Consider the following 19298-nt stretch of genomic DNA (forward strand, 5'->3'; position numbering starts at 1 on the left):
CGATGGTCAGCTCGTCGTGCCCAGGGCACGCTGGACGAGACCGGCGATGTCCAGGGCGTCGATCAGTTCCCCGTCGTCGGCCGCCGGGGGCGGGCCGGCGGACGGCACGGTGGTGTCCACATCTGCCAGGCCCAGCAGGGTCTCCAGCACGCCCGCCTCCTTGAACCGGGCGATCGGCACGGACGCGAGGACCCGCCGCAGGTCGTCCTCGCGGCCCGCCAGGTCGTCCTCGGGTTCCCGGAGGAGTTCGGCGCGCAGGTATCCGACCAGCGCCTCCGGGGTGGGGTAGTCGAAGATCAGCGTGGCGGGCAGGCGCAGCCCGGTGGCCGCGTGCAGGCTGTTGCGGAGGTTGACCGCGGCCAGCGAGTCGAAGCCGACCTCCTGGAACGGCTGCCGCGGCCCGATGCCCTCGGCGCCGCCGTGCCCCAGCACCGTCGAGGCGTGCCCCCGCACCAGCCGCAGCAGGATCCGCTGCTGTTCGCTGTCGGTGACCCCGCGCAGCGAGTCGGCCAGCGAGGCGGCGGTGTCGCCGTCGCCGTCGCCGGGTTGCGACGCCGCCAGGGCGGCCTTCGCCTCGGGCAGGTCCGCGAAGAGCGGGCTGGGTCGCACGGAGGTGAACGCCGGGATGAAGGCGGCCCAGTCCATGTCGGCCACCGTCACGGACCGCTCGTTGCCGGCGACCGCCTGGACCATGGCGGTCACCGCCACCGCCGGGGGCATCGGCAGCACGCCCCGACGCCGCAGCTGGGCCAGGGCGGCCTCGTCCATGCCCACCCCGATCTGGTCCAGCGCGCCCCACCCGATCGACGTCGCCCGCAGGCCCCGGGCCCGACGCCACTCGATGAGGGCGTCGAGGACGGCGTTCGCCGCACCGGACGGCCCCTGGCCGCCGCCGCCCCAGACCGCCGCGATCGAGGAGAACACCACGAACGCGTCGAGCGGGGTGTCCCGGAACAGCTCGTCCAGCCACACCGCGGTGTCCACCTTCGCGGCGAACACCCCGGCGAGGTCCCGCTCCCCGGTGTCGTCGACGGAACTGGTCTGGGTGACGTCGGCGGCGTGCACCACGGCGGTGACCGGCTGCTCCGGCGCTGTCGCGGCCACCAGCGCGGCGATCGCGTCGCGGTCGGCGTCGGCGCAGGACTCCACCACCGTGGACAGACCGAGCCCGGTCAGTTCGGCGCGGAGTTCCGCCACGCTGTCGGCGGGCGCGTGCGCGGTGGTGGTGACGATCAGCCGGTCCACGCCGGCCTGCGCGAGCCAGGCCGCGGCATGCCGGCCGAGGCCCTCCGCCCCGCCGGTCACCAGGACCGTGCCGTGGGGCTGCCAACGTGCGCCGGCCACCGGCTCCGGGACGGGCTTGCGGACCAGCCGGCGGCGGTAGGTGCCGGAGCGGCGGATCGCGAGCTGGTCCTCGTCGGCGGCGTTCAGCACCCCGAGCAGGGACTGGGCCGTGCGGGGATCGGTGGACGCGGGCAGGTCGACCAGGCCGCCCCAGCGGTCCGGGCGTTCCAGCGCGACGGCCCGGCCGAGACCCCAGAGCGCGGCCTGGGCCGGTGCGGTGACGGCGTCCTGGATGCCGATGTTCACCGCGCCCCGGGTCAGGCACCACAGCGGCGCGGTGACGCCCCGGTCGCCGAGGGCCTGCACCAGGGCGAGGGTCGCCGCCGCGACCTCGGTCGGGCTCCCGGGTTCCAGGGCGAGCAGGGACAGCACGCCGGCCAGGTCGTCCCCGGCCGGCACGGTGGCCAGCCGGCCACCGAGCCGCTCCCGGGTGCGGTCCGGTGCGTCGACCTCCAGCAGGGTGGTGTCGAGGCCCTGTCCGGCCAGCTCGGTGAGGAGCGCGTCGGCCCGCTGGCCCGCCGGCACCACGACGAGCCACCGCCCGGCCGGCACCCCGGCCGCCTCCCGGTCCAGTGGCTGCCAGGTCACCTGGTAACGCAGCTTCTCGGCGGTCGACATCGCCCGACGCCTGCGCCGCCAGTCGGCCAGCACGGGCGCGACGGTGTCCAGGGCGCCGCGCTGGTCGGTCGAGGCGACGTCCAGCAACTCGGCGAGGGAGTCCAGGTCGGGACGCTCCAACGCGGCCCAGAAGTCGGCGTCCGCGCCGTCGGCCGGGTCGGCCCCGTCGGTGTCCTGGTCGGCCTCGTGCAGCCAGTAGTGCCGGTGGTCGAAGGCGTACGTGGGCAGCTCCACCCGGGCCGGGACGGGCGGCAGCAGGGTGGACCAGTCGACGGCCACCCCCCGCACGAACAGCTCGGCCATCGAGGTCAGCAGCCGCCGCGGGCCGCCGTCGTCGCGGCGGAGCGTCCCGACCACCAGCCCGTCGGTGATCTCGGTGATCGGCTGCACCAGCACCGGGTGCGCGCTGAGTTCCACGAACACGCCGTGCCCCTGGGCGACCAGGTCCGCCACCGCCGGGCCGAAGCCGACCTGACTGCGCAGGTTCCGGTACCAGTAGTCGCCGTCGACGATCCCGGCGTCGCGGATCCAGTCGCCGGTGACGGTCGAGTAGAACGGAATCTCCGGCGTCCGGGCGTCGATCCCGGTCAGCACGTCGGCGAGCGTCTGCCGGATGTCCTCCACGTGCCAGCTGTGGGAGGCGTAGTCGACGGCCACCCGCCGGACCCGTACCCCCTGGCCGGACAGGAACTCCAGGGCCTCGTCCAGCGCGTCGGCGTCACCGGCGACCACCACCGAGGACGGGCTGTTGACCGCGGCCACCTCGATCCGGCCCGCCCAGGACGCCAACCGCCCGAGCACGTCCTGCTCGGCCAGAGCGACCGACGCCATGCCGCCGCGTCCGGACAGCTTCCCGGCGATGGCCTGGCTGCGCAGCGCCACCACCCGGGCCGCGTCCGGCAACGACAGCGCGCCGGCCACGCAGGCGGCGGCGATCTCACCCTGCGAGTGCCCGAGCACCGCGTCCGGTCGTACCCCGACCGAGGACCACACCGCCGCCAGGCCCACCATCACGGCGAAACCCGCCGGTTGCAGCACGTCGACCCGTTCCAGCAGGTCGGCGGAGGTCTCGCCGCGCAGCACGGCGGACAGCGACCAGTCGGTCCACGGCTCCAGCGCGGCGGCGCACTCGGCGATCCGGGCGGCGAAGACCGGCGAGGTGTCCAGCAGCTCCCGGCCCATGCCGACCCACTGCCAGCCCTGGCCGGGGAACACCCACACCAGCCTGCCGGGCAGGTCGACGGTGCCGGTGACCAGGCCGGGGTCGTTCTCGCCCCGGGTCAGCGCGCCGAGCCCGGCGAGCGCCTCGGCGTCGGTCCCGGCCACCACCACGGCCCGCCGGCCGAGCTTCGCCCGGCCCGCCAGCAGCGCACCGGCCACCCCGGCCAGCGACGCCGCGCCGCCGTCGCCGTCGCGGAGGAAGGAGGCCAGCCGGCCGGCCTGCCCGGCCAGCGCGCCCGGGCTGCCCGCCGACACGACCAGCGGCACCACACCGGCGGGGGCGACCTGCTGGTCGGCCACACCGTCGGGGGCGACCTGCCGGTCAGCCGGTGCCGGGGCGTCGACGGCCGGCGCCTCCTCCAGGATCACGTGGGCGTTCGTCCCGCTGGCCCCGAAGGAGGAGACGGCGGCCCGGCGCGGCCGCGCGCCGCGCGGCCAGTCCCGGGCCTCGGTCAGCACCCGGACCGCGCCGGCCGACCAGTCGACCTGGGTGGTGGGGGTGTCCACGTGCAGGGTGGCGGGCAGCACCTCATGCCGCAGCGCCTGCACCATCTTGACCACCCCGGCCACCCCGGCGGCGGCCTGGGTGTGCCCGACGTTCGACTTCAACGACCCCAGCCACAGCGGACGCTCCGGATCCCGGCCCTGGCCGTAGGTGGCCAGCAACGCCTGCGCCTCGATCGGGTCGCCCAGCGCGGTGCCCGTGCCGTGGCCCTCCACGGCGTCCACCTCGTCCGGCGTCAGACCGGCGTTGGCCAGCGCACTGCGGATCACCCGCTGCTGCGACGGACCGTTCGGCGCGGTCAACCCGTTGGACGCCCCGTCCTGGTTCACCGCGCTGCCGCGCAGCAGCGCCAGCACCGGATGCCCGCGTTCCCGGGCCACCGACAGCCGCTCCAGCAGCAGCACCCCGACCCCCTCGGACCAGCCGGTGCCGTCGGCGTCGTCGGCGTACGCCTTGCAGCGGCCGTCGGCGGACAGCCCGCGCTGCCGGGAGAACTCCAGGAAGGCGTCCGGGCTGGACATCACCGTCGCGCCCCCGGCCAGCGCCATCGAGCACTCGCCCTGCCGCAGCGCCTGGGCGGCCAGGTGCATCGCCACCAGCGAGGAGGAGCAGGCGGTGTCCAGGGTGACCGCCGGCCCCTCCAGGCCGAACACGTACGCCACCCGCCCGGAGGCCACACTGGCCGCCGCCCCAGTCATCAGGTAGCCCTGCACGTCCTCGGGCACCCGGTGCAGCCGGGTGACGTAGTCGTGGTGGACGATCCCGGTGAAGACCCCGATGTCGCTGCCCTTGACCGACAGCGGGTCGATGCCGGCCCGCTCCAGCACCTCCCAGGAGGTCTCCAGCAGCAGCCGCTGCTGCGGATCCATCGCCAGGGCCTCGCGGGGCGAGATGCCGAACAACGTGCCGTCGAACTGGGCGGCGTCGTACAGGAACCCGCCCATCCGGGTGTAGCTGGTGCCCGGGTGCGCCGGGTCCGGGTGGTAGAGCCCGTCGAGGTCCCAGCCCCGGTCGACCGGGAAACCGGCGACCGCGTCGCGCCGTTCCCGGACCAGGTTCCACAGCTCCTCGGGGGTGTCCGCGCCGCCGGGCAGCCGGACGCTCATCGCGACGATCGCGATCGGCTCGTCGGAGGCGACCGCCCCGGCCACGGTGGACGGTTCCCGGCTTTCGCCGAGCAGTTCGGCCCGCAGGTGGGCGGCGAGGACCGCCGGCGTCGGGTAGTCGAAGACCAGGGTGCTGGGCAGCCGTACACCGGTGAAGTCCTGGAGCCGGTTACGGAGCTTGACCGCGCTCAACGAGTCGAAGCCGAGGCTCTTGAAGGCCTGCCCCTCGTCGAACGCGTCGGAGTCCCGGTGGCCGAGGACCACGGCGGTGCTCTCCCGGACCAGGTCCAGCACCATCCGGAGCTGGTCGGCGACGGCCAGCCCGGCCAGCCGGTCCGGCAGCGCCGCACCGGTCGCCCCGCCCTGGACCACCACGCGACGGGTCAGCGGCGACGCCGGCCGGTCACCGTCGGGCGTCGCCGGCTCGACGACGGCGGCGTCGAGGGTCAGCGGGCCGATCGACGCGACGGGTCCACCCGCGGCGTCCGCCAGCTCCAGCAGGTGGCCGCCGTCCGGCGTCGCCGTCGTGCGGACCCGCACCACGGCGGCGCCCTGCGCGTACACCGCCATGCCCCGGCAGGTCGCGACGTCCCGCTGCCCGTCGCCGGCCAGCGTCCGCAGCGCGGCGTCGACCAGCAGCGGGTGGAGGGTGAACGCGGTGGCCTGGCCGGTCAGGTCGCCCGGGAGGCTGAGCTCGGTGTCCGCGCCGTCCCGCAGGTCGAAGGCGGGTTGCGGGATACCGGGCACCAGCACGGCGCGGGCGTGGCGGGTCCACCGCCCGGTCCCGTCGTCGTCGGGACGGCCGTGCACGGCGACACCCCGGCGTCCGTCCGGGCCGGGACCGTCCACGGTCACCCGGACCAGGGTGGCCCCGGCCTCCCCGACTGTCAGGGGCGCTTCGACGACGAACCGTTCGAGGCCGCCGCAGCCGACCTCGTCACCGGCCCGGACCAGCATCTCCAGCAGCGCGGCGACCGGCACCCGGGAGGACGGGCCGGGAAGCAGTCCCGGGGTCCGCGGTGACAGCCGGCCGGTGAGCACCAGGCCGCCGGTGCCGGGCACCTCGACCACGGTGCCGAGCAGCGGGTGTCCGGCGCTGGTGACGCCGAGCGCCGCCGCGTCCCCGGTGCCGGTGTCGTCGGGCTCGGCCCAGTACCGCTGGTGCTGGAACGCGTAGGTGGGCAGTTCGGTCCCGAGTCCGGTGGTACGCCGGCCCAGCAGCCCGGTCCAGTCGACCGGTACGCCCCGCACGTGCAGGGCCGCGACCACGCTCACCAGGTCGGCGGCCTCCGCGCCGTCCTTGCGCAGCACGGCGAGGCAGCTCTCCTCCGGCACGCCGAGGGTGGCCAGCGCCATCGCGGCGAGCGCCCCGCCCGGACCCAGTTCCAGGAAGGTCGTCGCGCCGTGCCCGTGCAATGCGGTGACCGCGTCGCCGAACCGGACCGCGCCGCGCGCCTGGTCGACCCAGTACTCCGGGGTGCCGAGCCGGTCGTCCCCGACCAGCGCGCCGGTCAGCGTGGACACCACCGGCAGGGCGGCCGGCCGGAACGACAGCTCCGCCAGCACCGCGTGGAACTCGTCGAGCATCGGCGTCATCAGCGGCGAGTGGAAGGCGTGGCTGACCGGCAGCCGGCGGGTCTTGCGGCCACGACCGGCCAGCTCGGCGGCGACGGCGAGCACCGCGTCCCCGTCACCGGAGAGCACCACCGCGTCGGGGCCGTTGACCGCCGCGACGCACACCACGCCGTCGGCCCGGGTGAGCAGCGGCGCGACCTCGGCCTCGGTCGCCTGGACGGCGACCATCGCGCCGCCGGTGGGCAGGTCCTGCATCAGCCGGCCCCGGGCGGCGACCAACCTCGCCGCGTCGTCCAGGTCCAGCACCCCGGCGACGTGGGCGGCGGTGATCTCCCCGACCGAGTGGCCGGCGAGCAGGTCGGGTCGTACCCCCCAGGACCCCACCAGCCGGAACAGCGCGGTCTCCAGGGCGAACAGCGCGCCCTGCGTGTAGACGGTCTGGTCGAGCGGCCCGCCGTCGGCCGCGAACACCACGTCGCGCAGCGGGCGCGGTACGTGCCCGCCCAGGTGCCGGTCCACGGCGGCGCAGGCGGCGTCGAACGCGGCAGCGAAGACCGGGAAGGTCGCGGCGAGGTCGCGTCCCATGCCGGCCCACTGGCTGCCCTGGCCGGTGAACAGGACGGCCAGTTTGCCCGGGGCGGCGGTGCCGGTGACCGTCCCGGGGGCCGGCTCGCCCCGGCCGAGGGCGTCGAGGTCCGCGCCGGCCAGCTCCCGGTCGGCCGCGAGCACGACCGCGCGGTGGTCGAGGTGGGCGCGGGTGGTGGCGAGGGCGTGGGCGGCGTCGGCGAGCCGGACGTCGGGCCGGTCGGCGAGGAACCGGGCGAGCCGGCCCGCCTGGCCGCGCAGCCCGGCGGCGGTCCGCGCCGAGACGACGACCGGGACCGGGAAACCGGTCGGCTCCGGCTCCGGTGGGTCGGTCACCGCCCGCTCGGGGGCCGCTTCGAGGATGACGTGCGCGTTGGTGCCGCCGATACCGAAGGACGACACGGCGGCCCGGCGGGGCCGGCCGGTGTCCGGCCAGTCGCGCGCCTCGGTCAGCAGCTCCACCGCGCCCGAGGACCAGTCCACGTTGGCCGACGGGCGGTCGACGTGCAGCGTCCGGGGCAGCACCCCGTGCCGCATCGCCAGCACCATCTTGAGCACGCCCGCGACGCCCGCCGCGGCCTGGGTGTGCCCGATGTTCGACTTCACCGACCCGAGCCACAGTGGCCGGTCGGCCGGCCGGTCCTGGCCGTACGTGGCGAGCAGCGCCTCCGCCTCGATCGGGTCGCCGAGGGTGGTGCCGGTGCCGTGCGCCTCCACGGCGTCCACGTCGGCGGTGCGCAGGCCGGCGTCGGCCAGCGCCCGCAGGATGACCCGCTGCTGCGACGGACCGTTCGGGGCGGTCAGCCCGTTCGACGCGCCGTCCTGGTTCACCGCCGACCCGCGCACCAGGGCGAGCACCTGGTGGCCCCGGCGACGGGCCTCCGACAGCCGCTCCACCAGCAGCAGCCCCACGCCCTCGGACCAGCCGGTGCCGTCCGCGCCGTCGGCGAACGCCTTGCACCGGCCGTCGGGCGCGAGCCCACCCTGCCGGGAGAACTCGACGAACGTCTCGACGGTACCCATCACCATCACGCCCCCGGCCAGGGCCATCGTGCACTCGCCCCGACGCAGCGCCTGCGCCGCCAGGTGCAACGCCACCAGCGAGGAGGAGCAGGCGGTGTCGACGGTGAGGGCCGGACCCTCGAAACCGAACAGGTAGGACACCCGGCCGGAGACGACGCTGCCCGAACTTCCGGTGAGGCGGAAACCCTCGGTGCCGGCCGCCCGCAGGGTGCGGGTGTCGTAGTCGTGGCTGTTGACCCCGACGAAGACGCCGACCTCCTGCCCGGCCAGCGTGGTCGGGTCGATCGCGGCCCGCTCGAACACCTCCCACGAGGTTTCCAGCAGCAGGCGCTGCTGCGGGTCCATCGCCAGCGCCTCGTTCGGGGAGATGCCGAAGAAGGCCGCGTCGAAGCCGGCGGCGTCGTCGAGGAACGCGCCGTGGCGCACGTACGAGGTGCCGGGGTGGTGCGGATCCTCGTGGTAGAGCCCGTCGGTGTCCCACCCCCGGTCGGCGGGGAACTCGGTGACCGCGTCGACCCCGTCGGCCACCACCCGCCACAGGTCCTCCGGGCTGTGCACACCCGCCGGGAAGCGGCAGGCCATCGCCACGATCGCGATCGGCTCGTCGGTCGTCGGGGCGGGGTTCGCGGAGCCGGCCGGGGAGGTCGCCGTCCCGCCGACCAGCCGGGCGCGCAGGTGCCCGGCGAGCGCCACGGGTTTCGGGTAGTCGAAGACCATCGCCGGGGACAGCGTGAGCCCGGTCGCGGTGGCCAGCCGGTTGCGCAGCTCCACCGCGGTCAACGAGTCGAAGCCGGCGTCCTTGAAGCTGCGACCGGGGTGCACGGCGTCCACGCCGGTGTGCCCGAGCACCGCGGCGGCGTGCCCGCGTACCAGGTCGAGCAGCAGCTCGGTCTGCGCGGCCTCGGTGAGTCCGGCGAGGCGCTCGGCCAACGGGACGGCCGCGGCGGCACCGCCGGCCCTCGGCCGGGGCGCCGGGGCCAGCGCGCGCAGCAGCGGCGGCACCGGGTCACCGGCCGCGGCGGCCCGCCGCACGGTGGCCAGGTCGAGCTTCGCCGCGACCAGGGCGTCGGCGACGCCGAGGGCGGCGTCCAGCAGCGCCATCCCCTCGGTGGCGGCCAGCCCGGTCATCCCGGTGCGCCGGTGGCGGCTCAGGTCGGCCGTCCCCAGGTGCCGGGTCATCGCGCTGGCCTGCGCCCAGTAGCCCCAGGCCAGGGAGACGGCGGGCAGGCCGAGCCGGTGCCGCTGCCGGGCGAGCGCGTCCAGGCAGGCGTTGGCGGCGGCGTAGTTGGCCTGCCCCGGGTTGCCCAGGACGCCGGCCGCGGAGGAGAACAGCACGAACGCGGCGAGGTCCAGGTCCCGGGTGAGTTCGTCCAGGTGCCGCGCGGCGTCCAGCTTCGGCCGCAGCACGGTGTCGACCCGTTCCGGGCGCAGCTCGGTGAGCACCCCGTCGTCGAGGACCCCGGCGGTGTGCACCACGGCGGTCAGCGGGTGCTCGGCCGGCACCGTCGCCAGCACGGCCTGGAGCTGTGCCCGGTCCGCCGCGTCGCAGGCGACGATCCGGACCGACGCCCCCAGCGCGGTCAGCTCGTCGTGCAGCTCCGGGGCGTGCCCCCGGCGGCTGAGCAGGAGCAGGTGCCGGACGCCGTGCGCGGTGACCAGGTGGCGGGCGGTGGTGGCACCCAGCGTGCCGGTGCCGCCGGTGACCAGCACGGTGCCGTCGGGGTCGAGCGGGCGGCCCGGCGTCGACCCGTCGGGGGTGAACCGGGCCAGCCGCGGCACCTCGGCGACGCCGGCGCGCACCCGCACCTGCGGCTCGCCGGTGCGCAGCACCGCCGGCAGCGCGGACCGGGACGCGTCGTCGAGGTCGACCAGCACGATCCGGCCCGGGTGTTCCGACTGCGCCGACCGGACCAGGCCCCACACCGCCGCGGCGTCCAGCGCGGTGTGGTCACCGGTCACCACGACCAGCCGGGTGTCGGCCAGGTCCGGTTCGGCGAGCCAGGACTGCAGCAGCGCCAGCGCGGCGTCGAGCGCCGTGCGGGGATCCCCGGTGACCGCCTGGTAGCACAGGACGTCCGGTGGGGTCGCCGCGGCCGTGGCGACGTCCTCACCGGTCGTGACGGCCACGATGTCGACGGCACGGTCCACCGACGGCAGCGGCAGGGCGGCCCACTCGACCCGGAACAGGGCGTCGGGCGGCAGCGTACCGGCGGCGGCGGTGGGCGCGGCGGTGCCGAGGACCGCGTCCACGGTCAGCACGGGTCGTCCGGCGGCGTCGGTCAGCGTCAGCGCGGTCCCCCGCGACGAGGTCGGTCCCGGCCGCACCTGGACGGCGGTGGCCCCCGACGCCAGCAGTGTCACCCCGGTCCACCCGGTCGGCTGTGTGCCCTCGGGCAGCACGCCCCGGACGGCCGCGTCGAGCAGGGCGGGGTGCAGCCCGTAACGCTCGGCGTCGCGTTCCGTCTCCTCGTCCAGGCCGACCTCGGCGGCGACGTCGGGCACCGGGTGGGTCGCCGCCGCGGCGGCGGGCGCGAGGGTGCCGTGCGCGTGGCGGATCCACGGCGCGTCGAACGGGGCGTCCGGTTCCCGGGAGTAGATCTCCACGGACCGCCGTCGGGTGTCGTCGGGTCCACCGACCACGGCCCGGATGTCCCGGCCGCCGCGCGCCGGCAGCAGCACGGGCGCGTCGACGGTCAGCGTGTCGAGGGCGGGGGTGCCGGCCAGGTCACCGAGCCGGACGGCAACCTCGACCAGGGCGGCGTTCGGCACCGGGACGGTGGCCGGTCCGCGCTGCCCGGGCAGCCACGGAAGCGACCGCGACGACCACCGCGAGGTGGCCGCGAACCCGGCCGGACCCGGCAGGCTCACCACCGCGCCGAGCAACGGGTGTTCGGTGGTCGCCTGACCCAGCGAGGTCGCGTCCGTCGCGGTCGGCGTCGACCGCAGCCAGTAGTGCCGGTGGTCGAACGCGTAGGTCGGCAGGTCGACCCCGCCGGGCGGCGGCGGGACCAGCGCGGCCCAGTCGACCGCCACCCCCCGGACGAACAGCTCGGCCATCGAGGTCAGCAGCCGCCGCGGGCCGCCGTCGTCCCGCCGCAGCGTGCCGGTCACCAAAACGTCGGTGTCGGCCACCAGTTCGCTGATCGGCTGGACCAGCACCGGATGGGCGCTCACCTCGACGAAGACGCCGTACCCCTGGTCGACCAGGGCCGCGACGGCCGGACCGAACCGCACCTGGGCACGCAGGTTCCGGTACCAGTACCCGCCGTCGACCACCCCGGCGTCGCGGACCCATCCACCGGTCACGCAGGAGTAGAAGGGCACCACCGGCGTACGGGCCTCGACCGGCGCCAGCACCTCGGCCAGCGTTGCCTCGACGTCCGCCACGTGCCGGGTGTGCGAGGCGTAGTCCACCGCCACCCGCCGTACCCGCACACCCCGGTCCGCCAGCGCCGCCGACGCCTCGTCCAACGCCGTGACCTCACCGGCGATCACCACCGACGACGGGCCGTTGACCGCGGCGACCTCCACCCGGCCCGCCCACGGCGTGAGGTGCGTCGTCACCTCGTCCTCGCCCGCCGCGACGGACGCCATGCCGCCGTGGCCCGACAACGTCGAGGCGATGGCCCGGCTGCGCAGCGCCACCACCCGCGCCGCGTCCTCCAGCGACAACGCACCGGCCACGCAGGCCGCCGCGATCTCGCCCTGCGAGTGGCCCACCACCGCGTCCGGCCGTACCCCCACCGACGACCACACCGCCGCCAGGCCCACCATCACCGCGAACGACGCCGGTTGCAGCACGTCGACCCGCTCGGTCAGCTCCGGGTCGGCGACCCCCCGCAACACGTCCAGCAGGGGCCAGTCGATCCACGGCTCCAGCGCGACCGCGCACTGCTCCACCCGCCGCGCGAAGACCGGTGACGTGTCGAGCAGTTCCCGCCCCATGCCGACCCACTGCGTGCCCTGGCCCGGGAACACCCACACCATCCGGCCCACGGCCTCCGCGACGCCGGTCACCACACCCGCCGCCTGCTCGCCCCGGGACAGCGCGCCCAGCGCGGCCGACGCCCCGGCGACCGAGTCCGCCACCACCACGGCCCGCTCGTCCCACACCGCCCGCTGCGTCACCAGCGCGCCGGCCACCCCGGCCAACGGCACGCCGGAGCGCTCGACGAACGCGGCCAGCCGGCCCGCCTGACCGGCCAGCGCCACCGCGCCGCGCGCCGACACCACCAGCGGCACCACCGGTGGAAGCGCCTCGGCGGAGGCCGGCTCGGCGGAGGCCGGCTCGGCGGAGGCCGGCTCGGCGGAGGCCGGCTCGGCGGAGGCCGGCTCGGCGGAGGCCGGCTCGGCGGAGGCCGGCTCGGCGGGCGCCTCCTCCAGGATCACGTGCGCGTTCGTCCCGCTCACCCCGAACGACGACACCCCGGCCCGGCGGGGCCGACCGACGGCGGTCCACTCCCGGGGCCGGGTCAACAGCTCCACCGCACCGGCGGCCCAGTCCACCCCCACGGCCGGGGCGTCGACGTGCAGCGTCGCCGGCAGCACCCCGTGCCGCAGCGCCTGCACCATCTTGATCACCCCGGCCACCCCGGCCGCCGCCTGGGTGTGCCCGATGTTCGACTTCAGCGACCCCAGCCACAGCGGCCGGTCGGCGTCCCGGCCCTGGCCGTAGGTGGCCAGCAACGCCTGCACCTCGATCGGGTCGCCCAGCGTGGTCCCCGTGCCGTGGCCCTCCACGGCGTCCACCTCGGCCGCCGTCAGGCCGGCGTTGGCCAGTGCCCGGCGGATCACCCGCCGCTGCGCCAGGCCGTTCGGCGCGGTCAGCCCGTTGGACGCGCCGTCCTGGTTCACCGCGCTGCCCCGCACCACGGCCAGCACCCGGTGGCCGCGCTCGCGGGCCACCGACAGCCGCTCCAGGACGAGCACGCCCGCGCCCTCGGCCCAGCCGGTGCCGTCGGCGGCGGCGGCGTACGCCTTGCACCGGCCGTCCGGGGCGAGCGCCCGCTGCCGGGAGAACTCCACGAAGGTGTCGGGGGTCGCCATCACCGTCGCGCCGCCGGCCAGGGCCAGGGAGCACTCGCCCTGGCGCAGCGCCTGGGCGGCGAGGTGCACCGCCACCAACGACGACGAGCAGGCGGTGTCCACGGTGATCGCCGGCCCCTCGAAGCCGAACACGTAGGACACCCGGCCCGACGCCACACTGGCGGCCGACCCGGTGGTGGTGAAGCCCTCCAGCTCCGGCACGTCGGCACCGCTGCCGTAGCCGTGCCCGAAGACACCGGTGAACACGCCGACGTCGGCGCCCCGGTACGCCGACGCGTCGATGCCGGCCCGCTCCAGCGCCTCCCACGAGGTTTCCAGCAGCAGCCGCTGCTGCGGGTCCATGGCCAGCGCCTCACGCGGCGAGATGCCGAAGAACCCCGCGTCGAACATCCCGGCGTCGGGCAGGAAGCCACCGTGCCGGGTGTACGAGGTGCCCGTGCGGTCCGGGTCCGGGTCGAAGAGCCGGTCGAGGTCCCAGCCCCGGTCGGTGGGGAACTCGCTGACCGCGTCGACCCCGGCGGCCACCAGGTCCCACAGCTCCTGCGGTCCGGTCACCCCACCGGGCAACCGGCAGGCCATGCCCACGATGGCGATGGGCTCGTCGGGGTCGGCGACCGGCGTCGGCTCGTCGGCCGTCGGATCGACGCCCAGGATCCCGGCCCGCAGCCGGTCGGCCAGTGCCCGTGCCGTCGGGTGGTCGAAGACCACACTGGTGGGCAGCGGCAGCCCGGTGTCCGCCGTCAACCGGTTGCGCAGCTCGACGATGGCCAACGAGGTGAACCCCAGGTCACGCAACGCCCGGTCCGCCGGGACCGACCCGGGTCCGGGCTGGCCGGTCACCGCGGCGGCCCGGGTCCGCACCAGGTCGGTCAGCAGGGCGAGCTGAGCGGGTTCGTCGAGGGCCGACAGCCGCCGCCGCAGGGTCGCCGTGACGGCGGGATCGGGCTCGGTGAGGGTGGTCAGCGCGTCGTGGTGTTCGGTCGCCGCGTACACCACCCGGCCGGGCTGGTCGGCCAGCAGCCGCCGCTGCACCTTGCCGGAGGCGGTCCGGGGGATCCGGATGACCTCGCGGACCTCGGCGGGCACCTTGTAGGCGGAGAGCTGCTCGCGGCACCGGGCCAGCAGGGCCTGGACGTCGAACCCGGTCCCGTCGGGGATCACGTAGGCGACCGGCACCTCGCCGAGCGTGTCGTGCGGTACGCCCGCCACGGCGACGTCGGCGATCCCGGGGACGGTCCGCAGCACCGCCTCCACCTCGGTGGGGTGGATGTTCTCCCCACCGCGGATGATCAGCTCCTTGCGCCGGCCGCAGATGGTGAAGTACCCGTCGTCGTCCCGGCGGGCCAGGTCACCGGTGCGGAACCAGCCGTCGCGCAGCGCCTCGGCGGTCGCCTCCGGGCTGTCGTGGTAGCCGACCATGACGTTCGGCCCCTGGACCCACACCTCCCCCTCGGCCCCGGCGGGCAGGTCCAGCCCGGTGTCGGGGTCGACGACGCGCACCCCGACGCCGGGCACGGGCAGGCCGCAGGATCCGTCGACCCGCCGGCCGTCGGGCGGGTTGATGGTGATCGCCCCGCACGTCTCGGTGCTGCCGTACGCGTCGACCAGCGGCACCCCGAAGGTCTCCTCGAACTCCCGGCGCAGCCCGGCCCCGAGGACCGCGCCCCCGGCCAGGCCGATCCGCAGGCTGGGTGCCGTGAAGCCGTGCTGCCGGGCCGCCGTCACCAGGTGCTGGTAGGTGGTGGGCACGCCGGCCAGGAAGGTCGACTCCTGCTGCCGGAGCATCCGGAGCACGTCCGGCGCGGAGCTGCCGTCCATGATCCGGGCGGTGGCCCCGACCACGGTGACGGACAGCACGCAGGCGATGTGCGAGAGGCTGTGGAACAGCGGGAGCGGCCAGAGCACCCGGTCCCGGTCGGTCAGCCCGGGGATCGGCACGTAGCAGGAGGCGACCGACCAGAGGCAGTTGCGCTGCGTCGACAGCACGCCCTTGGGGCGACCGGTCGTCCCCGACGTGTAGAACATCCAGGCCACGTCGTCGAGGCCGAGGGCGTCGCCGGCCGGCTGGTCCGGTTCGGTGTCGGCGAGCGCGTCGTAGGACAGCATGCCGGCCGGCACGTCCACGCCGGTCACCAGCACCGTCAGGTGCGGCATCGACCGGAGCCGCCCGGCCAGGGCGGCGTCGGTGACGACCACCGTGGCGCCGCTGTCGGACAGCAGGTACTCCAGCTCGGCCTGGGCCGAGGCGGGGTTGAGCGGCACCCCGACGCCGCCGGCCCGCACGATCGCGAGGTAGCTCTCCACCGTGGCCACCGACTGACGCAACCAGATGGCCACCCGGTCGCCGGTGCGGACGCCGAGGCCCGCCAGGTGTCCGGCGAGCCGCCGGGTCCGCGCCTCGAGTTCGCGGTACGTCACCGCCCGCCGGTCGTCCTCGAAGGCCACCTTGCCGGGGAACCGGGCCGCGTTCTCCTGGAGCGTGACGGGCAGAGGCCTGATGAGGTCGGTGCGCACGGCGTCGCAGGTCCTTTCGAGGATTAGCGGAGCGGGACGCTCACCAACGGACGGGGAGGTGCTGCACCGCGAAGACGGATCCCTGCAGGCGCAGCGGCACCTCGTCGGCCGGGATGGCCAGGCTCAGGTCGGGGAAGGCCGCCAGCAGCGCCGACAGTCCGGTACGCAGTTCGACGCGGGCGAGGTTCTGACCGAGGCACTGGTGGATGCCGAAGCCGAACGCCACGTGCCCCGAGGTCTCCCGGTCGATGTCCAGCTTCGCGGGGCACGGGAACTTGGCCGGGTCGCGGTTGGCCGCCGGCAACGACACCGTGACGGTGTCCCCCTTGCGGATCAGCTCGCCGTGCAGCTTGAGGTCCTCCAACGCGGTGCGGTAGGTGTGGTACTGGTTCACGGTGAGGTAGCGCAGGAGCTCCTCGATCGTGGCGTCGAGCCGCCCGGGTTCCGCCCGGAGCAGGGCCAGCTGTTCCGGGTGGTGCAGCAGGGCGAACACGCCGACGGCCAGCGCGCTCTCGGTGGTCTCGTAGCCCGCGAACAGCAGCAGCGTGATGATGTTGCGCACCTCTTCCCCGGTCAGCTCCCGGTCGGCGACCAGGGTGCTGATCAGGTCCTCCCGGGGCTGCCGGCGACGTCGCTCGACGACCTCGTCGAAGAACGCCCCCGCCTCGGCGTACGCGGCGGCGGCCTCCGCCGGGTCGGCCTCCGCATCGTGCAGCAGGATCACCGCGTTCAGGTAGCGGTCGCGTTCCTCGTACGGCAGGCCGACCAGCTCGGCCAGCACCCGCAGCACCAACGGCTGGGCGAAGGTCTTGACCAGGTCGGCGGGTGCCCCGTGCGCCCGCATGACCTCGATCTGTTCGGCGGCGACGGCCTCGACGTGCGGCGTCAACCGGTTCGTCCGGCGGACGGTGAACTCGCCGGTCAGCAGCCGGCGGTAGCGGGTGTGCTCCGGGGGGTCCATGTGGATGAACATCCCGGGGATCAACGGGTGGGTCGGGATCACCTGCCCCTGGTGGGTCACCGGGAAGTGCCCGACCTCGCAGCTGTGGCTGAAGCGTGGGTCGCTGAGGACCTCCCGCACCAGTTCGTAGCTGGAGACGATCCAGCCGACGTGCCCGTCGGGGTAGCGCATCCGGGCGAGCGGACGCTGCTCCCGCAGTTCGTCGAAGATCGCCGGTGGATCGAACTTGTCGGTCCGCGCCCACGGCACTTCGAAGGAAATGGGGTCGGTCATGGATTCCTTCTCCCTCGGAAAATGGTGGGTGGGCGGTGTGCTATTCGGCGATCTTCGTGCGGCCGGTCCAGCGGAAGACCGCCACCTCGGCCCCGTTCACCGTTTGGTACTCGCCCTCGTGGACGAAATGCTCGTAACCGGCCCCGTGCCGGATCTTGAGTATTTGCCCCAGCGCCGACTCGGGGACGCTGCGGTGCGCCGACGACAAGTCGACCGGTCCGCCGCTGAGGACGACTTCCACCTGCGTGACACTCATCTGATCTCCCACTTTCGCCGGGTCGTTCCGCCTGGAACCTGGGCGCGCGATTCCCGCACCGACAAGGTCGGCGCCATTCTCACGAAACGTGATCGACAGGTCCGGTTCCAGGTTTCGGCCGGGCCGATGTCGTCATCCGATGTCGACGGGCTGCCTGGTGCGTAGTGATTCGTAGGCGGCCTGGATGATGCGCTGCGTGCGGAGCCCGACCTCGCCGTCGGGGCCGGTCCCCTTACCGGTGTCGACCGTGTCGAGGAATTCCCGGAGCATCAGCGGATTCCGGTCCTCCCCGCCCGGCTCCCGCCGTTCACCGCCGGTGGCGGCGTCGAAGCCGCCGAGCAGCCGGGGGGCGGCGTCGTACTCCACACTGGCCCGGTCCCCGATCAGGGTCAGGCTGGGTCCGGCCGCCGCCTGGCTCCCGCTGCAGTCGAGGGTGGCGACCACCCCGTTGCGGTACGTGACGGTGAGCACCGCGGCGCTCTCCACGCCCTGGCCGCCACCGGACACGTCGTTCGCCTGTGCGTAGACCTGCTCGGCCGGTACCCCGCCGAGCACCATGTCCACCAGGTCGAGCAGGTACGGGGCGTTGGCGGCGAGGGCTCCGACGGTCGTGTCGGCCGCCAGCGGAGTGTGGTGCACGCCGTGGATGGTGGTCAGGGTGCCGACCGCGCCGTCGGCGATCCCCCGGCGGACGGCCGCGAACGCCTCGCCGTAGCAGGCCGGGGACGCGAGGGTGAGCCGGACGCCCGCCATGTCGCAGGCGTCCACCATCTCCTTGACGTCCCGCTCGCTGAGCGCCAGCGGCTGTTCGCACAGCACGAACGCCTCCGCCTCGGCCATCCGTTCGACGATCTCCCGACGGCGGTCGACGGCGCTGGTGACCACGACGGCGTTCGGCCGCCAGGGCAGCACCTCGTCCCAGTCGTCGAGGTAGGGCACCCCGAGTTCCCCGGCGAGGTCGCGGGCCCGCGCCTGGTCGTCGGGCGCACCGTCGGGGTCGGCGATGAGCAGCTCGACGTCGGGCAGGTCGTGCAGCAGCCGGGCGTAGACCTCGGCGCGCTCGTGCGCGAGGGACAGGACGGCGACTCTCATGCGGCTCCCTTCACAGGCAGTTCCACGGCACGGCCGGTCCAGGCGGACTCCGCCGCAGCCTGGGTGATACGGACCGCGGCCAGCGCGTCCCGGGCACCCAGTCGCGGTTCGGGGCCACCCAGGAAGGCCTGGGCGAACTCACGCATCTCGGTGGCGAACACCGATGTCCCGGCGTAGCCGAAGCCACCGGCCTCGCCGTCGGCCACCCGGACCTCCTGGGGCCACTCGGAGTCGTAGCTCACGCTGCCGCCGGTGCCCGAGACGTGGAACGCCACCCGGACGGGGGGCTTCGGCGTGGCCGTCCACCGGCTCACGACCTGGCTGAGCGCGCCGCTGGCATGGGTGAGCACGACGGTTCCGGTCGCCACCTGTCCCTGCGGGGCGGGTGCGGCGATCTCACCCTGGTAGCGGGCGTACACCCGGACGACCTCACCGAACACCCAGTACGCCAGGTCCGCGCCGTGCAGGAGCTGGTCGGTCAGGATTCCACCGGACCGGGCCGGCACCGACGCCGTCCAGGGCCTCGGGTGGTACGCGGAGAACTGGAACCGGGCGACCGTGCCCCGGCCGATGCCCCCGGAGGACACCACGTCGTACAGCCGGGCGAACGCCGGGGCGAACCGCACGTCGTGGGCGGGGTAGAGACGTACCCCGGCGCGCTCCGACGCGTCGACGATCTCCTCGGCCTCGGCGGTGGTGGCGGCCAGCGGCTTCTCGCACACCACGCCCACGCCACGGGCCATCGCGGCCAGGGCGATGTCGCGGTGGGTGCCGGTCGGGGTGCAGATGTCCACGGCGTCCGCGCCGTCCAGCGCCTCGTCCAGCGAGTCGACGGCCCGCGCCCCGAACTCGCGCGCCAGCTCGGCGGCCCGGCCGTCGTGGGAGTACACCCGGACAGCCGCCCCGGCGCCGATCCACGCGTCCAGATGGAAGCGGGCGATGAGGCCCGCACCGATCAGAGCCACCTCAAGCTGTCGCATGGCAAGTCCAGACCTTCCTCCCGCTGCCGGACCCACGGAACTCACAGGCACGGATCTATGCCTGGTTAGACTCGCCCACCGCGCTGGTCAGGGGCCATAACCAACGTGGGTAGTTCGGTCCGGTGACCGTTTCGCCGGTTTCGTCCCGACGGTGTCACCGCCCTGGAAAGCGGCCCCGGACCAGCCCGCCCCGGGAATC

General features: G+C 75.1%; 5 protein-coding genes. All 5 read right to left on the reverse strand.

Features of this window, described 5'->3' with window-relative positions:
- Positions 1 to 6: 6 nt before the first annotated feature.
- The 5 genes from O7612_RS18790 to O7612_RS18810 all read right to left on the reverse strand — a co-directional run bounded on the left by O7612_RS18790 (position 7) and on the right by O7612_RS18810 (position 19099).
- On the reverse strand, positions 7 to 15537 hold the full coding sequence (locus O7612_RS18790; protein WP_282266039.1) for a type I polyketide synthase: 15531 nt from the start codon (positions 15535 to 15537) through the stop codon (positions 7 to 9).
- A gap of 40 nt (positions 15538 to 15577) precedes the next feature.
- Positions 15578 to 16771, reverse strand: a complete 1194-nt coding sequence (locus tag O7612_RS18795; protein ID WP_282266041.1) for a cytochrome P450 — start codon at positions 16769 to 16771, stop codon at positions 15578 to 15580.
- A 40-nt stretch (positions 16772 to 16811) separates the two neighbouring features.
- On the reverse strand, positions 16812 to 17027 hold the full coding sequence (locus O7612_RS18800) for a DUF5988 family protein (protein ID WP_282266042.1): 216 nt from the start codon (positions 17025 to 17027) through the stop codon (positions 16812 to 16814).
- A gap of 132 nt (positions 17028 to 17159) precedes the next feature.
- Complete coding sequence (locus tag O7612_RS18805; RefSeq protein WP_282266043.1) at positions 17160 to 18119, reverse strand: Gfo/Idh/MocA family oxidoreductase; 960 nt, start codon at positions 18117 to 18119, stop codon at positions 17160 to 17162.
- On the reverse strand, positions 18116 to 19099 hold the full coding sequence (locus tag O7612_RS18810; protein ID WP_282266044.1) for a Gfo/Idh/MocA family oxidoreductase: 984 nt from the start codon (positions 19097 to 19099) through the stop codon (positions 18116 to 18118). Before O7612_RS18810 ends, O7612_RS18805 begins: the two co-directional genes overlap by 4 nt.
- Between the last annotated feature and the right edge of the window lie 199 nt (positions 19100 to 19298).

The sequence above is a fragment of the Micromonospora sp. WMMD987 genome, from assembly GCF_029581435.1.
GTDB classification, from domain to species: domain Bacteria; phylum Actinomycetota; class Actinomycetes; order Mycobacteriales; family Micromonosporaceae; genus Micromonospora; species Micromonospora rifamycinica.

Excerpts from the sequence above, each read along its gene's own strand:
- O7612_RS18795 (WP_282266041.1), bottom strand. The coding sequence starts at position 16,771 with ATGACCGACCCCATTTCCTTCGAAGTGCCGTGGGCGCGGACCGACAAG.
- O7612_RS18800 (WP_282266042.1), bottom strand. The coding sequence starts at position 17,027 with ATGAGTGTCACGCAGGTGGAAGTCGTCCTCAGCGGCGGACCGGTCGAC.
- O7612_RS18805 (WP_282266043.1), bottom strand. The coding sequence starts at position 18,119 with ATGAGAGTCGCCGTCCTGTCCCTCGCGCACGAGCGCGCCGAGGTCTAC.
- O7612_RS18810 (WP_282266044.1), bottom strand. The coding sequence starts at position 19,099 with ATGCGACAGCTTGAGGTGGCTCTGATCGGTGCGGGCCTCATCGCCCGC.